16 protein-coding genes are annotated in these 18,726 nt (G+C 46.3%); 9 read left to right on the top strand and 7 right to left on the bottom strand.

Going from position 1 to position 18,726, the window contains the following annotated elements; genetic code table 11:
• Positions 1-7: 7 nt before the first annotated feature.
• Both BQ8014_RS17135 and BQ8014_RS17130 read left to right on the top strand, forming a co-directional pair.
• Entirely contained in the window at positions 8-2,044 is a 2,037-nt protein-coding gene (locus BQ8014_RS17135; RefSeq protein ID WP_080905418.1) for a RagB/SusD family nutrient uptake outer membrane protein, read from the top strand.
• A 19-nt stretch (positions 2,045-2,063) separates the two neighbouring features.
• Positions 2,064-3,047: a DUF4973 domain-containing protein gene (locus BQ8014_RS17130; RefSeq protein WP_080906036.1), complete on the top strand. Its 984-nt coding sequence runs from the start codon at positions 2,064-2,066 to the stop codon at positions 3,045-3,047.
• Positions 3,048-3,324: 277 nt separating this feature from the next.
• Here BQ8014_RS17130 and nadC read toward each other — a convergent pair whose 3' ends face one another.
• Positions 3,325-4,176, bottom strand: a complete 852-nt coding sequence (nadC, locus tag BQ8014_RS17125) for a carboxylating nicotinate-nucleotide diphosphorylase (protein ID WP_080905417.1) — start codon at positions 4,174-4,176, stop codon at positions 3,325-3,327.
• A gap of 3 nt (positions 4,177-4,179) precedes the next feature.
• Positions 4,180-4,554, bottom strand: a complete 375-nt coding sequence (locus BQ8014_RS17120; protein WP_080905416.1) for a DUF4783 domain-containing protein — start codon at positions 4,552-4,554, stop codon at positions 4,180-4,182.
• A 90-nt stretch (positions 4,555-4,644) separates the two neighbouring features.
• On the opposite strand from BQ8014_RS17120, the gene rlmH reads away from it, so the two are divergent.
• Positions 4,645-5,118 (top strand): 23S rRNA (pseudouridine(1915)-N(3))-methyltransferase RlmH, encoded by a 474-nt coding sequence (rlmH, locus tag BQ8014_RS17115; RefSeq protein WP_080905415.1) that lies wholly within the window; start codon positions 4,645-4,647, stop codon positions 5,116-5,118.
• Between the two features lie 15 nt (positions 5,119-5,133).
• Here rlmH and aroC read toward each other — a convergent pair whose 3' ends face one another.
• The 3 genes from aroC to BQ8014_RS17100 form a co-directional block, all read right to left on the bottom strand.
• Positions 5,134-6,204, bottom strand: coding sequence for a chorismate synthase (gene aroC, locus BQ8014_RS17110; protein ID WP_080905414.1), 1,071 nt, complete (start codon positions 6,202-6,204; stop codon positions 5,134-5,136).
• 9 nt (positions 6,205-6,213) lie between these two features.
• A complete protein-coding gene (locus BQ8014_RS17105) occupies positions 6,214-6,804 on the bottom strand; it encodes an FKBP-type peptidyl-prolyl cis-trans isomerase (protein WP_080905413.1) in 591 nt (196 codons plus the stop codon).
• Positions 6,805-6,945: 141 nt separating this feature from the next.
• The gene (locus BQ8014_RS17100; protein ID WP_080905412.1) at positions 6,946-8,121 is read right to left on the bottom strand and encodes a MalY/PatB family protein; all 1,176 of its coding nucleotides are present in this window, start codon (positions 8,119-8,121) and stop codon (positions 6,946-6,948) included.
• A 273-nt stretch (positions 8,122-8,394) separates the two neighbouring features.
• Between BQ8014_RS17100 and BQ8014_RS17095 the strand changes: the two genes are divergently transcribed.
• Positions 8,395-9,765, top strand: coding sequence for a hypothetical protein (locus tag BQ8014_RS17095; RefSeq protein WP_080905411.1), 1,371 nt, complete (start codon positions 8,395-8,397; stop codon positions 9,763-9,765).
• A gap of 307 nt (positions 9,766-10,072) precedes the next feature.
• Here BQ8014_RS17095 and BQ8014_RS17090 read toward each other — a convergent pair whose 3' ends face one another.
• Positions 10,073-10,327 (bottom strand): type B 50S ribosomal protein L31, encoded by a 255-nt coding sequence (locus tag BQ8014_RS17090; RefSeq protein WP_080906035.1) that lies wholly within the window; start codon positions 10,325-10,327, stop codon positions 10,073-10,075.
• Between the two features lie 213 nt (positions 10,328-10,540).
• Here BQ8014_RS17090 and BQ8014_RS17085 point away from each other — a divergent pair, with 213 nt between their 5' ends.
• The 5 genes from BQ8014_RS17085 to thiL all read left to right on the top strand — a co-directional run bounded on the left by BQ8014_RS17085 (position 10,541) and on the right by thiL (position 16,644).
• Complete coding sequence (locus BQ8014_RS17085; protein ID WP_080905410.1) at positions 10,541-11,536, top strand: class II fructose-bisphosphate aldolase; 996 nt, start codon at positions 10,541-10,543, stop codon at positions 11,534-11,536.
• A gap of 69 nt (positions 11,537-11,605) precedes the next feature.
• Positions 11,606-12,589 (top strand): DUF4922 domain-containing protein, encoded by a 984-nt coding sequence (locus tag BQ8014_RS17080; protein WP_080905409.1) that lies wholly within the window; start codon positions 11,606-11,608, stop codon positions 12,587-12,589.
• 116 nt (positions 12,590-12,705) lie between these two features.
• Positions 12,706-14,478: a signal peptide peptidase SppA gene (gene sppA / locus BQ8014_RS17075; protein ID WP_080905408.1), complete on the top strand. Its 1,773-nt coding sequence runs from the start codon at positions 12,706-12,708 to the stop codon at positions 14,476-14,478.
• Positions 14,479-14,493: 15 nt separating this feature from the next.
• Positions 14,494-15,594 (top strand): tetraacyldisaccharide 4'-kinase, encoded by a 1,101-nt coding sequence (gene lpxK / locus BQ8014_RS17070; protein ID WP_080905407.1) that lies wholly within the window; start codon positions 14,494-14,496, stop codon positions 15,592-15,594.
• Between the two features lie 21 nt (positions 15,595-15,615).
• Positions 15,616-16,644, top strand: coding sequence for a thiamine-phosphate kinase (gene thiL / locus BQ8014_RS17065; RefSeq protein ID WP_080905406.1), 1,029 nt, complete (start codon positions 15,616-15,618; stop codon positions 16,642-16,644).
• Here thiL and BQ8014_RS17060 read toward each other — a convergent pair.
• The gene (locus BQ8014_RS17060; RefSeq protein WP_080906034.1) at positions 16,641-18,716 is read right to left on the bottom strand and encodes a prolyl oligopeptidase family serine peptidase; all 2,076 of its coding nucleotides are present in this window, start codon (positions 18,714-18,716) and stop codon (positions 16,641-16,643) included. The two genes, thiL and BQ8014_RS17060, sit on opposite strands and share 4 nt — an antisense overlap.
• Between the last annotated feature and the right edge of the window lie 10 nt (positions 18,717-18,726).

The raw sequence follows: 18,726 nt of genomic DNA, 5'->3' as shown, positions 1-18,726 counted from the left end.
TAAATAAATGAAAAGGATATTTCTATATATAATTGTTGCATTAAGCTTATGCTTCGGAATGAGCTCTTGCCAGGATTATCTGGATGCCGATCGTTTTTTTCAGGATCGCATTACTTTTGAGAAAGTCTTTAAAGACAAAGATTATACCGAACAATGGTTAGCTGATACGTATTTTCACCTGACTAAGTATAATCAGGATATTGGAAGCAAAGGATATGTATTAACCATGTTCGGAAGTGACGATATGTATTTTACGGATCATGGAAGTGGTGCCGGTGAAAAATATAATAAACTTAAAAACGGTCAATTACAGGATGCATACTTCACCGAGCCCATTAGGCTTTCATGGATGGACTGTTATAAAGGAATCAATAAAGCCACTATCTTTCTGAATTATGTCGATTTAAATGAAGAAGCGACCCCGGAGGAAATAGTAGACTACAAAGGCCAGGCCCGTTTTGTCAGAGCTTATTTATATTGGATATTGTTGCGTAGATTCGGACCCATACCCTTGTTGGGCGATGAAATACTGGATCAGACCGTCAGTTATGACGAAATGGCGATTCCCCGCAGGCCATATGACGAATGTGCGGAATATATTGCAAGTGAAATGGCTTTGGCCGCAAAGGACCTGCCTTTAAAACGTGAGTTACGTACGATTGCCCGTCCTACACGTGGGGCAGCCCTTGCTGTCCGGGCCAAAGCATATCTTTATGCAGCCAGTCCTCTTATGAACGGAGACCAGAGTTCATACGCTGCACAATTGGTGGATCACGAAGGAAAGCGTTTGTTGTCTGCCGAATACGATGAAAGTAAATGGGCAAAAGCTGCCGCGGCAGCCAAAGATGTAATGGAATTGAACCAGTACAGTTTGTATGTGGCTTCCTCGCGTACATCCGGAAATCTGGACTATCCGGCAACGACTGAACCGTATAAAGATGGGGAATTCTCGGAAAAGAATTGGCCGGAGGGTTATGCGGACATCGATCCTTTCGAATCTTATCGTTCTGTTTTCAATGGGGAATTGAATGCTTACGCTAATCCGGAGTTGATCTTCACACGTGGACAAAATCAAAATAGCGGGATAACGGATATGGTATTACATCAATTGCCTCGTTATGCAAAAGGATGGAATTGCCATGGCACAACACAAAAACTGGTGGATGCTTATTATATCAATGATGGTAACGACTGCCCGGGAAAAGACAAGGAAATAGGTCGTGGAGATGGTAGTGAGCGGCTGAAAGGTTTTGTAACAAAGGAAGATAAAGACGCTGGAAAGTATAAACAATTGGCCGAAGGTACATCTTTGCAATATGCTAATCGCGAACCGCGTTTTTATGCATCGGTCGCATTTAACGGTAGTCTCTGGAATTTCCAAAGTTCCACCAAGCAGGAACGCCGCAATCAGTATGTCTGGTATTACCGGGGACTGCAAGATGGGCGTAATAATACGGTGAATTGGCAAATTACCGGGATCGGCATAAAGAAGTACGTTAAACCTTCCGATTCACAGGATGAAGGAGGTACAATCTCAAATAAAGTGCCGACTGATATCCGGTATGCGGATATCCTGCTTGCCTATGCGGAAGCATTGAACGAATTGAATGGAACTTATCAGATTCCTTCCTGGGATGGCGCTAAGACATATACGATCAGCCGTGATATCAGGGAATTGGAGAAAGGTATTCATCCGGTTCGTATCCGTGCCGGACTTCCGGACTACCCGGACGAAGTGTATGCCAATAAAGATCAAATGCGTAAACGCTTAAAGCGTGAGCGTCAGATCGAATTTATGGCGGAAGGACACCGGTATTATGATTTACGCCGTTGGAAAGACGCTCCTCTGGAAGAATCCACTCCAATTTACGGCTGTAATACTTTGATGACACAAGATCAACCGGAATTATTCCATACACCGGTCGCCGTTACTTTCTTGCCTACTAATTTTACCGAGAAAACTTATTTCTGGCCGATTGATAAAACGGAATTAAAACGTAACAAACGTCTGACGCAGAACCCGGGTTGGGATACTTATGATTAATTTGAAAAAGAATATGAAGATGAAAAATATAGCTTATAAATGTTTGATTGCAATATCTATAATGTTTATTTGTAATGCTTGTAACGACGAATGGGAAGATGAACAGTTCGAACATTATGTTTCTTTTAAAGCGCCGATGGATCTTTCCATTGGTTGTACCAATATCTATCTCCGATATAATCCGGAAGGGAGAGTTACTTACAAATTACCGGTTATAGTCAGTGGGTCTACTCTGAATAATCAGAATTTGGACGTGCATATAGGGATCGATCTGGACACTTTGCAGAATATTAATAGAGAGCACTTCAATTTGCGTGAAGATTTGTATTACAGAACCCTGGATAAAAATCAGTATGATTTTCCCGGAACCGTTCAGATTCCGGCAGGTCAAGATGTGGCTTTATTGGATCTTAATTTTACATTAGGCAAGATTGATCTGGTTGACAAGTGGGTATTACCGCTTACTATTCTGGATGATATGTCATATAACTATCAGTCTAATCCGCGGAAGAATTACAGAAAAGCGATTCTACGCATTATTCCGTTCAATAATTATTCAGGGGTTTATTCCGCTTCTACAATGAATGTCTATTTTAAAGGAACGTCCTCTAATCCGATGACATCGAATACCCGTAACAGTTATGTCGTGGATGATAAAACGATCTTCTTTTATGCCGGAGTGCAGGATGAAGATCTTTTGGAAAGAAGTACCTATAAAATTCTGACTCGATTTAATAATGACGGGACATTGACTCTTACGGCTGAGGATCCTAAGATCAATCTGAATGTAAAGGGAACCCCTACTTACGAATTATCGGAAAGAGTGGATGATACATTGCCCTATCTGATGCATTATTATGTAACTGTAAAGATGGAGTATGAATTTGACGATTATACTTCGGTTCCCGGTCAGATTATTAGTTATACGGCGCAAGGGACTATGACGATGGAACGTAAGATTAATACTCAAATACCGGATGAGGATCAGGCCATCGAATGGTGATCGTTTAATCGTCATGGGGCTGTCTAAAAAGTCGTGACATGTACGGAAAAATCCAGTGCACTGAATTTTATAAATGAGTGCACTGGATTTCATAAACGAGTCTACTGAATCAATTCATTGAGTGCACTGGATTTTCAAAGCAGTGCAGTGCTTTTTAAACAGCCTCATGATGAATTTGATTTAAGAATTTAGAGCCGAAGTAATTAATCAAAGATTATATTACTTCGGCTCTGTTTTTTTAGTCTAAAAAATGATATTGGGATGAGTTTTTATTGGTTTATACCGCTTTCAGGCTCATGTCCAAGCTCTTTACGGAGTGAGTCAGGGCACCGACGGAGATGTAGTCCACGCCGCATTCGGCATAGCTGCGCAGGGTATCGAAGGTAATACCTCCGGAGGATTCCGTTTCGAAGCGTCCGTTGATGCGGCGAACCGCCTCTTTCGTGTATTGGGTATTGAAATTGTCGAGCATAATGCGGTCGACGCCTCCGACCCTCAACACCTGGTCCAGTTCGTCGAAGTTGCGCACTTCGATTTCTATTTTAAGATTTTTCCCTTTCTCTTTTAGATAATTGTGGGCCCGGGTAATAGCCTGTTCGATACCGCCGGCAAAATCCACATGGTTGTCTTTCAAAAGGATCATGTCGAACAACCCGATGCGGTGGTTGACACCTCCGCCGATTTTGACGGCTTCCTTTTCCAGCATCCGCATGCCAGGAGTTGTTTTCCGGGTATCCAATACCCGTGTCTTCGTACCTTCCAGCGCCTTCACATACCTGCGCGTGGTGGTGGCGATGCCACTCATGCGTTGCATTACATTCAGCACCAGCCGTTCGGTTTGCAAAAGGGATTGAGTCTTTCCTTCGACGACGAAGGCAATCTCTCCTTTTTTCACTTCGGCACCGTCGTGAATGAATACCGTCACCTTCAGATCCGGGTCGAACGTATGGAATATACGTTGGGCGATCTCTACTCCGGCCAAGACGCCGTCTTCTTTAATAATCAGTTGGCTTTTTCCTTGGGCGGTAGAGGGGATGCAGCATAAAGTCGTATGGTCTCCTTCTCCTATATCTTCGGCAAAAGCCAGTTTAATCAGCTCGTCAATCAGCGCTTCCGTTTGTGTATTCATCTATTATTCAATTCGAATGGATTGTATTTTAGCTTTATTTTCAACCACGCGATAGGTTACATTTGCCCGGAATTCGCCCCCTTCCGTTTGTATCTTGGCGACAAAAAATCCGGTATCCGGCTTATCGGCATGATGTAAAACGGTATATCCGGTCGGTTTATTTGCTTTGAAGAAATCAGTCAAAACAGCGACGGCCTCGGCGCCGGTTCCTTTTGTCGTTACCTTGGGTACGGCGATATCGACCTTTTCGTCCATCGATCCTGCCAATGCAGAAGCATTTCCGGCCTTGAACGCGTTCGTGATGGCTGTAATGTCGGCAGCCTGCATACTCAATGCGGAGAGTATCAATGCGAATATCAGTAAAATTCCTTTTTTCATTGCTCTTTCCTCCTCTTTTGGTTATTATTCAATGGCAAAGATAGCGATTTTATAGTATATTCGCTTAAGCAAACACTTAAATGAAAAGAAATGAAGATTGTGCTTGTCGTCATAGGTAAGACTGACGCTTCCTATTTTGTGGAAGCGATACGGGAATATAGCAACCGCTTGGTTCATTATATCCCTTTTGAGATGGAGGTAATCCCTGATCTGAAAAACGCAAGGAACTTGTCCGAAATCCAGCAGAAGGAAAAGGAGGGAGAGTTGATTCAAAAGGCTTTACAGCCGGGGGACTATCTGGTTTTGCTGGATGAACGGGGCAAGGAATTCATTTCGACGGCATTTGCTTCCTATCTGGAAAAGAAGATGCAGACGGTGCCCAAACGATTGGTGTTCGTGATCGGCGGTCCCTACGGTTTCAGTGAAAAAGTTTATCAGGCGGCTTCCGAACGGATCTCTCTCAGTAAAATGACCTTCTCCCACCAGATGATCCGCCTGATCTTTGTGGAACAACTTTACCGGGCGATGACGATCTTAAACAACGAACCCTATCACCACGAATAAAAAAAGACCCTGAGCTTATTGCCGGGTCTTTTGTATCAAAAGGTAATCGAGAAGGGTCAGGGCCGCCATCGACTCCACTATGGGTACGGCGCGGGGCAGAACGCAAGGATCGTGCCGTCCGCGTGCACGTAGGATCGTCTCCTTTCCGGCCCTATTGACAGTTTCCTGTTCCCTCAGGATGGTTGCGACCGATTTGAACGCCACGCGGAAATAAATATCCTGTCCGTTCGAAATGCCGCCTTGTATCCCCCCGGAATAATTGGTCAGCGTACTGATCCGCCCTTTATCGATGATGAAACGGTCGTTATGTTCGGATCCTCTGAAATAAGCGGCATCGAAGCCGTCGCCGTATTCAAAGCCTTTGACGGCATTGATCGTCAGCATCGCATGTCCTAACGCCGCATGAAGCTTGCCGAAAACCGGTTCACCGAGTCCTTCGGGCACTCCCCTCGCGACACAGGAAATAACTCCTCCGACAGTATCGCCCTTCGCTTTGACTTCCGCGATCAGTGCCTCCATTTCAGCCGCTTTCTCCGGATCAGGGCAGCGGACATCCGTTTCTTCCGTCCGGTTCAGATCGTAGGCCTGGTAGTTCTTCTCCAATTTGATCGGGCCGACCTGTGAAGTATAGGCTTGTATCTCGATACCATACGGACGCAGTGCCAACTTAGCGATCGCTCCGGCGATACAACGCGCGATGGTTTCCCGAGCCGAAGAACGACCTCCTCCCCGAGGATCCCGTATCCCGTATTTTGTCTGGTATGTATAATCCGCATGGGATGGGCGGTAGACATCCTTCATGTTGTCATAATCAGCCGAATGCTGGTTTTTATTCCAGACAATGAATCCGATGGGCGTACCCGTTGTTTTCCCTTCGTATACGCCGGAAAGGAATTGAACCTCATCTTTTTCGTCACGCGGAGTTGTTAACTTGGATTGTCCAGGGCGCCGTCGGTTGAGCTCTCCCTGGATGAAATCCATATCCAATAGAATACCGGCCGGGCATCCGTCGATTACTCCGCCGATGCCCGGACCGTGAGACTCACCGAAAGAGGTGAGCCGGTAGATCGTACCGAATGTATTCATTTCTATTCTTTAGTTGCAATTACAGGACCCGTCATTGCTTCCGCAAGCGCAGCCTTCTCCGCTGTTTTCGCTTCCGCAATTACAGTCTCCGCCGCAAGCGCAGCCTGTGCCTGCAGAGGCTAATAAAGCGGCGAGTTCTTCCGCTGTCGGTTCGCGTACGTCAATCACTTCTCCGTTGAAGTGCAAGGTCTCTCCGGCCAGCGGATGGTTGAAGTCCATGATGACAATATCATCCCTTACTTCCAGCACCGAGCCCTGTAAACGGTTTCCGTTTGAGTCCATCATCGGAACGGTATTCCCTTCCTGAATCCTTTCTTCGTCAAACTTTCCGTCGACTTCAAAGATATTCCGCGGCAATTCCAATACGTTTTCTTCGTCATATTCGCCATAGGCGTCCGCCGGTTCGATGGTGAAATTGAACTTTCCGCCCGTCTCCAGGTCTTTCAGTGCACTCTCGAAGGCCGGCAGCATATTGCCTGTGCCGAAGATAAACTGGAGGGGAGCTTCTACGGTTGCCTGTTCCATCAACTCGCGTTCGTCTCCTTCGCCTACGTTCAGGTCATATATGACGGATACAAATTTATCGGTTGTTACTTTCATCTTATTTTCTTCTATTTATTAATAATACCACCTATTAGTCGTACAAAAATAGATAAAAAAACAAGATTTCCCGGGGAATCGGATATATAATATCTATGGGACTGATTAGTTTCATTGAATCCGGCGTCTGTTTCGCGTCTCTTACCGGCCATCCAGAGCCTTTTTCAGCGAGTCCAGGGCTTGGGCGAGAACAGTCCGCGGGCAGCCCACGTTCATCCGCATATATCCTTCCCCTTCTTTTCCGAACATGACGCCGTCGTTAAGGGCCAGGCCGGCCTTATCTTCAAAGAGCCGTACCAGTTCCTTTTGCGGAAGGCGCAATTCCCGGCAATCCAGCCAGAGCAGGAAGGACGCATGGGGTTGGTAGGCCTTGATTTGAGGGATCTCTTTCTTCAGATAGCCATCGACAAACTCTATATTTCCGATGATGTATGCCAGTAATTGGTTCAGCCATTCGGCGCCTTGCGTATAAGCGGCTGTCGTAGCCGCATAGGCGAATATCGTTCCATCATTGAATTCCCCCGCTCTCATGAAACGGTAGAAGGTTCTTCGGATCGTTTCGTCGGGGACGATGGCGTAGGAACTGACGATCCCGGCGATATTGAAGGTCTTGCTCGGCGCCATAAAGGTGATGCTGCAAGAAGCCGCCTCTTCCGAAACGCTTGCAAACGGTTGGTGCGTATAACCCGGATAGACCAGTTCGGCATGAATCTCATCCGAAATAACCAGGATATGATGTTTGGTGCAGATTTCCGCCAGCCGTACCAACGTCTCTTTTGGCCAGACGATTCCGCCCGGATTGTGAGGGTTGCACAGGATCAGGATTTTGCACTTCTCGTCGATGACGGACTCCAGTTGCTCGAAGTCCATTTGGTAAATGCCGTCCACTCTCTTTAGCGGATTGTAGACCACTTCACGCTGCAGCCCGCTCGGAACCAGCCGGAAAGGGTGATAGACAGGCGGCTGGATAATGACTTTGTCTCCTTTTTGGGTGAAATGCTCCACCGCGAAAGCGATTCCTTTGACAATGCCGGGAATATAAGTAAGCCATTGCCTTTGTATCTTCCATTCATGTTTATACTCCACCCAGTCGATGATGCTCTCGTAATACGCATCCGAACCGTAAGTATACCCGAAAATCGGATGTTCGCAGCGCTTTTTCAACGCATCGATAATAAAATCAGGAGTCCGGAAATCCATATCGGCCACCCATAAAGGGATCAGCCGGTCATTCCCGTACCGTTCGTTCAGTAGATCATATTTAATGCAATCTGTTCCGCGACGTTCGATAACCTCGTCAAAATTATATTGCTTCATTTCTTCTATGTTTATAAATCTTCTCCTCTTGTTCAATTCCGGTTCTCAATCGGCAAGAGGTACAAATATCAGCATATTTTTTCGAATCGCAAGTCTGGGATTCCATTTAGTAAAGGCACGGCCATTCTACTTTTTATAGTACATTTGCCGGTAGATTTAGAAATTTCATAGAGTGATATGAATCAAACATCCAAACAGAGATGGGATCTTAGCATAGTTTGTATATTTTGCTTTGCCGTCATTTATCTATTTCTCTTTTCAACAAACAATTCAATGGATTCGTTGGCATACGCAAGTGATTTAAGAGATGCTATAGACATTTTCAGGCCGCATCACTTATTGTATAGTGCACTGGGGTTCGTCCTGGTACAAGCATTACATGTCGAAAACACATTGCTTTTTATGTGCCATGTAAACGCTTTGTTTGCAGTCGGATGTTTAATTATCGCCCGACTTATTCTACTCTCGTTCACTGACAAGAGGACCTGTACTTTCATCATCCTGTTTTTAGGATCATGCTACGGGTTTGCCCGTTTTGCCACCGATAACGAAACCTATATTATTCCTATTTTCTTTTCGCTATGGGCAAGCTGGGGAGCACTGAAAGGGAAAAATGTTTTTTATGTTTCCATGTTGGCTGCAATAGCCTGTTTGTTTCATCAAATACATTTCTTTTGGTGGCTGGGATTGCTATTTTTTTGTTTTTCCAGGCCCGGAGCAAATAAGACAAAGGTTTTTTCCCTTTATTTCCTGGGCGCTTTAATCGTGCCTGTTACCTATCTGTTCGTTTTTTGCCTTACCGATAATGGCTGTTCTACGATTATAGAATATATTTTTTACGATTATTTTAACAAGCAGAATGTGGATTTGGCAGTAAAGATGCTTGCATTATACATGACGCCAATAAGTTTTATTCGCACTTTCTTGCAAGTACACGGTTATATATACGCTTTAATCGTAAAGTATCCGGTTTTTGTTATCGGTTTAATCTCTTCTTGTTTTTGTTTTGTTATGGCTATGCTGAATATACGCAAATCCTTCAGAAAGAATGAAACAAACAAGTTGGCAACCAATTATGCAAATACTCATTTATTAATATTTACTTTACAGCTTGCTTTCGCATTTATTTCCGATGGGAATGCCGAATTTATGGCTATGTTGCCATTTGCCTTGTCTATTTTCATCTTTACAAAATACAAAGTAAAGACAAAGCTTATTTCTTACCTGGCTATCGGTCTGTTTGTCTGGAATATGGGTTATGGTTTGATTCCATACCGGTTTCTTGTCATAAATTCGGATATTCCGATGGCAAATTATATCGCAAAAAATCCAAACGAATTTTATTACCTGAGAGATAAAGTTACAGCATCAAATTTACTTAGGTATTATTATCCGGATACGACTTACAATATAGCGGCAACTGATCCTCCCAACCCCAAGGATGAGAAAATGGTTGAAGAGTGGGTGGAATCGGGCAAAACAGTCCTGACGAATATAGTCAAAACCACAACACCCATGTCCAGGGGTAAGATCTTATCAAGTACGGATTCTGACTATTTTAAAAGCAAATATACATTGTCGGAAATAGATCGTATTGAGTACGATTTGGGAGTGTTATATATTACTCAATTATCTAGCAAATAATGATTTTCTGCTAATTACCTTAAGAAGATTCACTTCTCTTTTTCACGCTTTCAGGTGCCAAGATCCCGATTGGTATTTGGGAGATTTTACAAGGTTGCTATCCAATTATATTTTTGGTAATTGTTGGATATATTTTTAACCGGGTCAAAAATATATTTCGGTGAGCCTAACAATTTATACTATTAGATTCAAGTCTGTTAGTAGTCATTGGGCGATAGAAAACAGGCTTTACCGGCACAAAAAAAGGCGCCTGCAACAGACGCCTTCTTTTATTTTTTAGGATCGACCGGATATCACACGGATATCCTTATTTCTTATTCCGGTTGCCGTAACGGTTCATGAACTTGTCGACACGTCCTGCCGTATCTACCAATTTGGCCTTGCCTGTGTAGAACGGGTGGGAAGTGCTGGAAATTTCAAGTTTAACCAACGGATAGGTGACACCGTCTAATTCGATCGTTTCTTTCGAATTGATCGTAGAGCGGGTGATAAACACATCCTCGTTAGACATATCCTTAAATACGACCGGACGATAATTCTCCGGATGAAGTCCCTTTTTCATTGCTTTATCTTTGTTTTTAATTATTATTCTCTTTCTGGTAACCGACGTTTTGGCTTGCAAAGGTATAGATAAGAGTTAAATAAACAATGGAAAAGCGTATTTTTTTTCGTTTACCCTTCTTTTGTGTTTTTTATGTCATGGTATTATCTGGTTTTGAGGATTGTTGTTATCTTTGTGCAAGTTTTTAATCTATAATTTATAAACATAAAGAAAATGGTTAGTTATAAAGAACTCGGCCTTGTAAATACGAGAGAAATGTTTGCTAAGGCAATCAAGGGGGGCTATGCAATTCCTGCTTTCAACTTTAACAATATGGAGCAAATGCAAGCTATTATCCAGGCAGCCGTCGAAACAAAATCTCCGGTAATCCTCCAGGTCTCCAAAGGCGCTCGCCAATATGCCAACGCTACCTTGTTGCGTTATATGGCGCAGGGGGCAGTAGAGTATGCAAAGGAATTGGGTTGCCCGAACCCTCAGATCGTTCTTCATTTGGATCATGGCGATAGTTTTGAAACTTGCAAATCTTGTGTGGATTCCGGTTTCTCTTCCGTTATGATCGACGGTTCCCATCTGCCTTATGATGAAAACGTTGCCTTGACGAAGAAAGTCGTTGAATACGCCCATCAGTTCGATGTAACCGTAGAAGGCGAATTAGGCGTTTTGGCCGGTGTTGAAGACGAAGTAAGCGCAGAACATCATACCTACACCCGTCCGGAAGAAGTCGTTGACTTCGTTACAAAAACAGGTTGCGATTCTTTGGCTATTTCGATCGGTACTTCTCACGGCGCAAACAAGTTCAAACCGGAACAATGTACCCGTGACAAGAATGGAATCCTCATTCCTCCTCCATTGCGTTTCGACGTATTGGAAGGCGTGGAAAAAGAACTTCCCGGATTCCCTATCGTATTACACGGTTCCTCCTCCGTACCCCAGGAAGAAGTTGCCCGTATCAACAAATACGGCGGCGCATTAAAAGATGCTATTGGTATTCCTGAAGAAGAATTGCGCAAGGCTGCTAAATCTGCCGTTTGCAAGATTAATATCGACTCCGACAGCCGTTTGGCTATGACGGGTGCGATCCGTGAGGTATTTGCAACTAAACCGGCTGAATTCGATCCCCGTAAATACCTGGGACCGGCTCGCGAAAGTGCAAAGGCTCTTTATATACATAAAATTAAAAACGTTCTTGGCTCGGAAAACAAACTGTAATCCGCCCCAACGGCATAACCTTAAAGCCATCTTTGCAAAGGATGGCTTTTTTTTTAATGAAAAGTGTCTATGGAAAGAAAAGAGGATAACGCTTTGATTCCGGCAGTCGATTCAGCCGCAGCAGCGGCCTTGCTGGAGAGGCAGAAGCTATCCTGGCCCTTGGTCGCAACGAACTACAAGGCGCTGGAAGAGGTGAAGGTGAAAGATTTTGAACTGGACGGTTTCCGTATCCGGGTGCAATTCAATCCTTCCCGCATTGTATCGTCGGGCGCGAAGGTCGACCCCCGCTCCATCCGGGAGCGTAAATGTTTCCTTTGCCGCGCCAATTTACCGGAAGAACAGGAGACGCTAGATTTGGGAGGCGGCTATCTGCTGCTCTGCAATCCGTATCCGATCTTCACCGGGCATTATACGATACCAAGCCTTCAGCATACCCCGCAATCCATCTTGCCGCGCTTCAATGATTTTCTACGGCTTATCAGGCAATTGGACGGATACACCGTTTTTTATAACGGCCCCAAGTGTGGCGCCTCAGCGCCCGACCATGTTCATTTCCAGGCGGGAACCCGTTCGCAAATGCCTATTGATGATGAAATCGATTCGCAGGTGCGGACGCATGGGCGCCTGCTGTCCGAATGTCCGGCCGGGAGTCTTTGGGAATATATGCACTACCTCCGCAACGGATTTGTAATCAAGGCGAAAACACCGGAGGTGGCCGCCTCCTATTTCCGGTTGCTTTACCGCTCTTTGGAGATACGCCCGGATGAAACGGAACCGATGATGAACCTGATCGGTCTCTACAGGGAAGGCGAATGGACTGTCATCATGATTCCCCGGAAGCTGCACCGCCCCTGGCAATATTCGGCCGAAGGGGAGGAGCGTTTCCTGTCCAGCCCGGGGGCAGCTGATCTGGGCGGGCTATTTATCACTTCTCGTCAGGAAGATTTTGGGAAGGTGACGCCGGAAATCGTGCGGGATATCTTCAGGCAAGTCTGTTATTCGGATGAAGAAATAGAACGGGTCGGACAGTCGCTCGTTTTTTCCGGTAAATAGGAAGATAATTAGTTTTAATTTCCGATTATTGGCTGTTATTACAAATTTTATTCATTATTTTGTGGAAATCGAAATCTTTAATGTCCGTAGGTTATAATTAAAATAGATAAAAGCAGATGAAAGAGTTTTTTAAAATGATGTTTGCCTCCGCATTGGGAGTCTTTGTCGCCATCGGTCTTCTTGTTGCTATCTTAATTTTTATTATGATAGGTGTGGTGGCCAGTATCAGTTCCTCCTCGAGTGCAACCTATGTTCCTAAGCAGGAAACGGTTCTTAACCTGAAATTGGAAGGAACAATTGTGGATGTAACGACGGATAACCCGTTTGCCGCTTTAATGGGTAAGGATGAAAAAGTTTATTCCTTGAAAGATATCCTGTATTCCATCCGCGTGGCGAAGGAGAATGAAGTGGTCAAAGGCATTTACATTGAATCCGGATTCTTTTCTGCCGGGACGGCAAGTCTCGAATCTATCCGCCGCGCCTTAATCGACTTTAAGGAAAGCGGCAAATTTGTCATTGCATACGGAGATAATTTTACGAGGGGGAGCTATTTCCTTTCTTCGGTTGCCGACAAGGTATTCCTGAATCCCCAGGGAATCCTCGAATTGAACGGGATTGCCTCCCAGACCATCTTTTACAAAGGCTTTCTGAAAAAGATAGGCGTCGATATGCTCGTCTTTAAGGTCGGAACCTATAAAGGAGCCGTCGAGCCGTTCATGTTGGACAAGTTAAGCGATGCCAACCGGGAGCAGATTTCTTCCTATATCGGTGGTATCTGGGATAATATAGTGAAGGGTGTGGCCGAAAGCCGCAAAGTTTCAGTCGCCGAAATCAATCGTTTTGCCAATGAAGGCCTTACTTTCGCCAAGCCGGAGCGCGCTATTGAATTCGGACTGATCGACGAATTGAAATACCGGGCAGATGTCGAAGAATATGTAAAAGAACAGGCCGGGCAGACGGGCGATAAGCTAAAGACGGTGGGCGTAGATAAGATGAAAACCGTCCGAAGCAATGAAAAGAAAAGCGCGGATAAAATTGCGATCTTATATGCCGAAGGTGAAATCGTACCGGTTGAATCCAGTTCGCCTTACGATTTCGAACAGACCATTACGGAGAAGGTGGCAAGGGAGTTGATTAAACTAAGGAAAGACGAATCCGTCAAAGCAGTCGTCTTCCGCGTCAATTCGCCGGGAGGAAGCGCCTATACCTCCGACCAGATCTGGCACCAGGTCGTCGAGTTGAAGAAGGTAAAGCCGGTGGTTGTTTCGATGGGTAATGTCGCCGCTTCGGGTGGATATTACATCTCCTGCGCTGCCAGCAAGATCGTGGCGGAGGCTAATACGCTGACCGGTTCGATCGGCGTGTTCGGTATATTCCCCAATGCAACCGGTTTGCTGGATAAATTGGACATAACTTCCGATGTCGTAAAGACTAATCACTTTGCCGATTTGGGAGATGCTACCCGTCCGATGCGGGACGACGAAAAGGCCTTGATCCAGTCTTACGTGGAAAGAACCTATGATATCTTCCTGGCCCGTTGTGCCGACGGCAGGGGAATCAGCAAGGACTCGATCGATGCCATCGGGCAGGGACGCGTCTGGACAGGAGAGCAGGCGCAGAAGATAGGATTGGTCGACGAACTGGGTGGAATCGACAAGGCGATCGAGGTAGCTGCCGGGCTGGCTAAAGTTTCGGACTATGAAGTGTCGACCGTAACCACGACCAAGGATTTCTTCCAGGAACTTTTTGAAAAACAATTCGATGAGGTAAAACTCTCGATCCTGAGAAACACATTGGGTGAAGAATATGAATATTTTAAAACGTTGGAGAAGGCCAAATCCGCAACAGGAATACAGGCCCGTATCCCTTATACGCTGAAGCCGTTATAAAAAGAAGTTGTAGTATTGAACAATGAGATCAGATTAAATGAAGGTTTGGCCCCTGTCGCCTTTTTGTATGGCATTGGGGTAGGCTTTCGAAACTTGCTTTTTAACTGGGGGATACTTACCTCCAAGAGTTATCCCATTCCTCTGATATGCGTTGGCAATCTGACTGTCGGGGGAACGGGGAAGACTCCCCATGTGGAATATCTCATCCGATTATTAAAGAAATCCTACCGGGTAGCCGTTCTGAGCAGGGGATACAAACGGAAGTCGAAAGGCTTTATCCTTGCCGGCGAAGGGAGCCGGTATCCCGACCTGGGAGACGAACCTTTCCAGATCTGGCAAAAATTTCCGGATATCTTGGTGGCGGTCGATGCGAACCGGAGGCGGGGGATCGAAAGGTTACTGGCTTTGCCGGAAGAGAGGCGTCCGCAGGTTATCCTTCTGGATGATGCCTTCCAGCATCGTTACGTATCTCCTTCACTGAATATCGTGTTGACGGATTATCACCGTCTTTACTATGAGGATCGTTTGTTCCCGGTCGGACTCCTACGTGAACCTGCTTCTTCGATCCGAAGGACAGATATAGTCGTGGTGACGAAGTGCGAGAAGGATTTGAAACCGATCGAATACCGGATTATCGAAAAGAACATGGCGCTATTCGCCCATCAACAATTATTCTTTTCCCGGATTGCTTACAAGAAGTTGCAACCCGTCTTCCCGGACGAATGTGTTCCACGGAAACAGGCCGCTATCCAGAAGGAGGAATCCGTATTATTGGTTTCCGGCATTGCGAATCCGTTACCTTTGGTTGCGGAGGTGAAGAAGAGGGCCCGGAAAGTAAAGGTGATGAATTTTGCAGATCATCATTCCTTCGATAAGAGGGATATAGAGAAAATCATACAGGCATACGATGCCATGGGCAGCTCGAATAAAATCCTGCTGGTAACGGAGAAAGACGCCGCCCGCCTGAAAGAAAATAAATATTTGCCGGAGAAATACCGTCGCGTTTTATACTACTTACCGATTACCATCGATTTCCATCTGGATAGAACGTCGGATTTTGACATGGCTATTCTCCGGCATGTACAGTCTTTCCCGGAGAAACAATCAGAAGTTTAAAGGTTTATAATAGAAAAATAAATGATGCAAAGAACAGAAATTGCCACTTTAGGCGAATTCGGACTGATCAAACACCTTACCGGGAAGATCGGACTGAAGAATGAAAGCAGCCTGAAAGGAGTAGGGGATGATGCGGCCGTACTTGATTATAAGGATAAATTGGTGTTGGTTACGACCGATCTTTTGTTGGAAGGAATCCATTTCGATTTAGTTTATGTGCCGCTGAAACATTTGGGGTATAAGTCGGCGGTTGCCAACTTCTCCGATATTTACGCCATGAACGGCCGTCCGAAACAAATGACTATTTCACTCGGCATTTCAAAGCGTTTCAGCATAGAAGACCTGGATGAGTTTTATGAAGGGATGAAGTTGGCCTGCGATATTTACGGTGTCGACCTGGTCGGCGGGGATACATCCGCCTCGCGGACGGGGCTTTCGATCAGCGTTACCTGCATCGGAGAAGGGGAACCGGGCAAGGTCGTCTACCGCAACGGAGCGCAGGATACCGATCTTATCTGCGTTTCCGGCGATCTCGGAGCGGCCTATATGGGACTCCAATTGCTGGAACGGGAGAAATCGGTATTCAAGGACGATAAGGATTTTACGCCCGACTTTTCCGGGAAAGAATATCTTCTGGAGCGCCAATTGAAGCCTGAGGCCCGGAAAGATATCGTGGAGGCGCTGGATGAGGCCGGCATTATTCCGACGGCGATGATGGATATTTCCGACGGATTATCTTCCGAATTGCTGCATATCTCCGAGCAGAGCCGCGTCGGCTGCCGCATTTATGAAGACCGTTTGCCGATAGACTATCAGACGGCGGTCATGGCGGAACAGTTTAACCTGAATGTAGCAACTGTCGCCCTCAACGGCGGTGAAGACTATGAACTGCTGTTCACCGTTCCGCTTACCTGCCACGACCAGGTGGAAGCGATTTCCGGCGTGAAAGTCGTCGGGCGCATCACCAAACCCGAATTCGGAAACTATCTCGTCGGCCGTGACGGCGGAGAAGTAGAACTAAAAGCACAAGGCTGGAATTCTCTTGGCTAATCTTTCCATTTCATTCCCAAGTTATAGAAGATGAACGAATAAATATCCGCCTGCTCGTCGATAACTTTGGAGATCGGTTTACCGGCCCCGTGCCCGGCTTTGGTCTCGATGCGGATGAGTGTCGGGTTCGTCCCCGCATTGGCGGCCTGCAGGGCGGCGGCGAACTTGAAGGAGTGAGCCGGAACCACCCGGTCGTCATGGTCGGCAGTCGTCACAAGGGTAGCCGGATAAACTGTACCCGCTTTCAGCGTATGAAGCGGAGAATAGCTTTTCAGGTATTCGAACATTTCCTTGCTGTCCTCGCTGGTACCATAATCGCTTGCCCAGTTCCATCCGATCGTAAATTTGTGATAACGAAGCATATCCATAACTCCCACCTGTGGAATGGCTACCTTGAACAATTCCGGGCGTTGGTTCATGCAGGCGCCGACCAGTAATCCGCCGTTCGAACCGCCCATGATCGCCAGTTTGTCGGAAGAAGTATATTTCTCCGAAATCAAATATTCTGCGGCGGCGATAAAGTCGTCGAATACATTTTGTTTCTGCAGCTTGGTGCCGGCGATATGCCACTCTTCCCCGTATTCGCCTCCTCCCCGGAGATTGGCTTGGGCGTAGATCCCGCCGCTTTCGAGGAAAGGAATGCGGGAGGTGGAAAAGCCCGGGTTCAGGCTGATATTAAACCCGCCGTACCCGTAAAGCAGTACCGGATTCTTTCCATTGCGCTGAAGTCCCTTTTTATAGACGAGAAACATCGGAACTTTGGCGCCGTCTTTGCCGGTGTAGAAAACCTGCTTGGTCTCGAAGTCGGCCGGGTTGAACTGTACTTTCGGCGCCCGGTATTCTTCCGACGCATTCTTCTCCACATCGTAGCGGTAGATCGTCGGCGGGAAGGTGAAGGAGGTAAAGGTGAAGAAGGCCTCCGTGTCGTCCGGCTCTCCGCTGAAGCCGACGGAACCTAAGGACGGCAGTTTGATTTCTCCCAATTCTTTCCCATTGAGGTCGTAAAGGTAGGGATGGTTCGAGGCGTCTTTATCATAAGTGAGAACTAACTTGTTGCCAATCAGCGAGGCATTGGAGAGCACATTCTCCATTTCCGGAACCAAAACTTTCCAGTTTTTCTGCTGAGGGACGGCTGTCGGGGTTTCCATGATTTTATACTTCGGCGCTCCGTCGTTAGTATATATCAACAGGCGGTTGCCAACCACTTCGACCGGGGAATAGATGTAGTCCATATTGTCGGCAATCTGCACGACCGGGGGATTCGCTTTGGTCAGGTCTTGGAGGTACAGGGCATTCCCACGTCCGTCACCGGATTCAAAGATGAAGAGGAATCGTTCGTCTTCACTGACTCCGGCGGTATAAAAACGCTTCGGATACTTGGGGTTTTGGTAAACCAGACGGTCTTTCGACTGCGGTTCTCCTATCTTGTGATAATAAATCTTGTGATTCTCATTCACGTTGGAGAACTCCTTGCCGGCTACCGGTGCATTATAGGCGCTATAATAGAAGCCGTCGCCTTTCCAGTCGGCTCCGGAGAATTTTGCCCATTCGATCTTGTCTTCGAGCAATTGGCCGGTCGCCAAGTCCAACACGTAGATTTCCCTCCAGTCGGATCCGCTCCGCGAAATGATGTAGGCCAGGTACTTGCCGTTTTTTGAAAAAGAGATGCCGCTGAGGGCTACCGTTCCATCATCCGATAGTTTGTTCGGGTCGAGGACGACCTTCGCTTCGGCGTCCAGCGTCTCCTGGACATAAAGGACGCTCTGGTTCTGCAGGCCGTCGTTTTTGAAGAAATAGTATTTCCCGTTTTTCTTGAAGGGAGAACTGTATTTTTCGTAATCGGTCAGTTCGGTCAGCTTTTTTTTCAGTGCCCCGCGGAAAGGGATCTTGCCGAGGTAGTCGAATGTAACGGCATTCTGCTCCTCTACCCAGGCGGCGGTCGCTTTCGAGGTGTCGTTTTCCAGCCAGCGGTATGGGTCAGGCACTTCCGTGCCGAAATAAGTATCTATGGTGTTGTCTTTTGCCGTTTCCGGGTAGGAAAGCGGACTTTTTGTCTGGCAGCTATTGAGCATTATCAGGCCT

This window comes from Parabacteroides sp. Marseille-P3160 (assembly GCF_900162725.1).
Classification (GTDB): domain Bacteria; phylum Bacteroidota; class Bacteroidia; order Bacteroidales; family Tannerellaceae; genus Marseille-P3160.
The sequence above is the reverse complement of the archived record's forward strand: the minus strand, read 5'-3'. Positions and strand labels throughout refer to the sequence as shown.

Bases quoted from the DNA above. Each gene is read 5' to 3' on its own strand.
- BQ8014_RS17135 (WP_080905418.1), top strand. From the start codon at position 8: ATGAAAAGGATATTTCTATATATAATTGTTGCATTAAGCTTATGCTTC.
- BQ8014_RS17130 (WP_080906036.1), top strand. From the start codon at position 2,064: ATGAAAAATATAGCTTATAAATGTTTGATTGCAATATCTATAATGTTT.
- nadC (WP_080905417.1), bottom strand. From the start codon at position 4,176: ATGAATACACAAACGGAAGCGCTGATTGACGAGCTGATTAAACTGGCT.
- BQ8014_RS17120 (WP_080905416.1), bottom strand. From the start codon at position 4,554: ATGAAAAAAGGAATTTTACTGATATTCGCATTGATACTCTCCGCATTG.
- rlmH (WP_080905415.1), top strand. From the start codon at position 4,645: ATGAAGATTGTGCTTGTCGTCATAGGTAAGACTGACGCTTCCTATTTT.
- aroC (WP_080905414.1), bottom strand. From the start codon at position 6,204: ATGAATACATTCGGTACGATCTACCGGCTCACCTCTTTCGGTGAGTCT.
- BQ8014_RS17105 (WP_080905413.1), bottom strand. From the start codon at position 6,804: ATGAAAGTAACAACCGATAAATTTGTATCCGTCATATATGACCTGAAC.
- BQ8014_RS17100 (WP_080905412.1), bottom strand. From the start codon at position 8,121: ATGAAGCAATATAATTTTGACGAGGTTATCGAACGTCGCGGAACAGAT.
- BQ8014_RS17095 (WP_080905411.1), top strand. From the start codon at position 8,395: ATGGATTCGTTGGCATACGCAAGTGATTTAAGAGATGCTATAGACATT.
- BQ8014_RS17090 (WP_080906035.1), bottom strand. From the start codon at position 10,327: ATGAAAAAGGGACTTCATCCGGAGAATTATCGTCCGGTCGTATTTAAG.
- BQ8014_RS17085 (WP_080905410.1), top strand. From the start codon at position 10,541: ATGGTTAGTTATAAAGAACTCGGCCTTGTAAATACGAGAGAAATGTTT.
- BQ8014_RS17080 (WP_080905409.1), top strand. From the start codon at position 11,606: ATGGAAAGAAAAGAGGATAACGCTTTGATTCCGGCAGTCGATTCAGCC.
- sppA (WP_080905408.1), top strand. From the start codon at position 12,706: ATGAAAGAGTTTTTTAAAATGATGTTTGCCTCCGCATTGGGAGTCTTT.
- thiL (WP_080905406.1), top strand. From the start codon at position 15,616: ATGATGCAAAGAACAGAAATTGCCACTTTAGGCGAATTCGGACTGATC.
- BQ8014_RS17060 (WP_080906034.1), bottom strand. From the start codon at position 18,716: ATGCTCAATAGCTGCCAGACAAAAAGTCCGCTTTCCTACCCGGAAACG.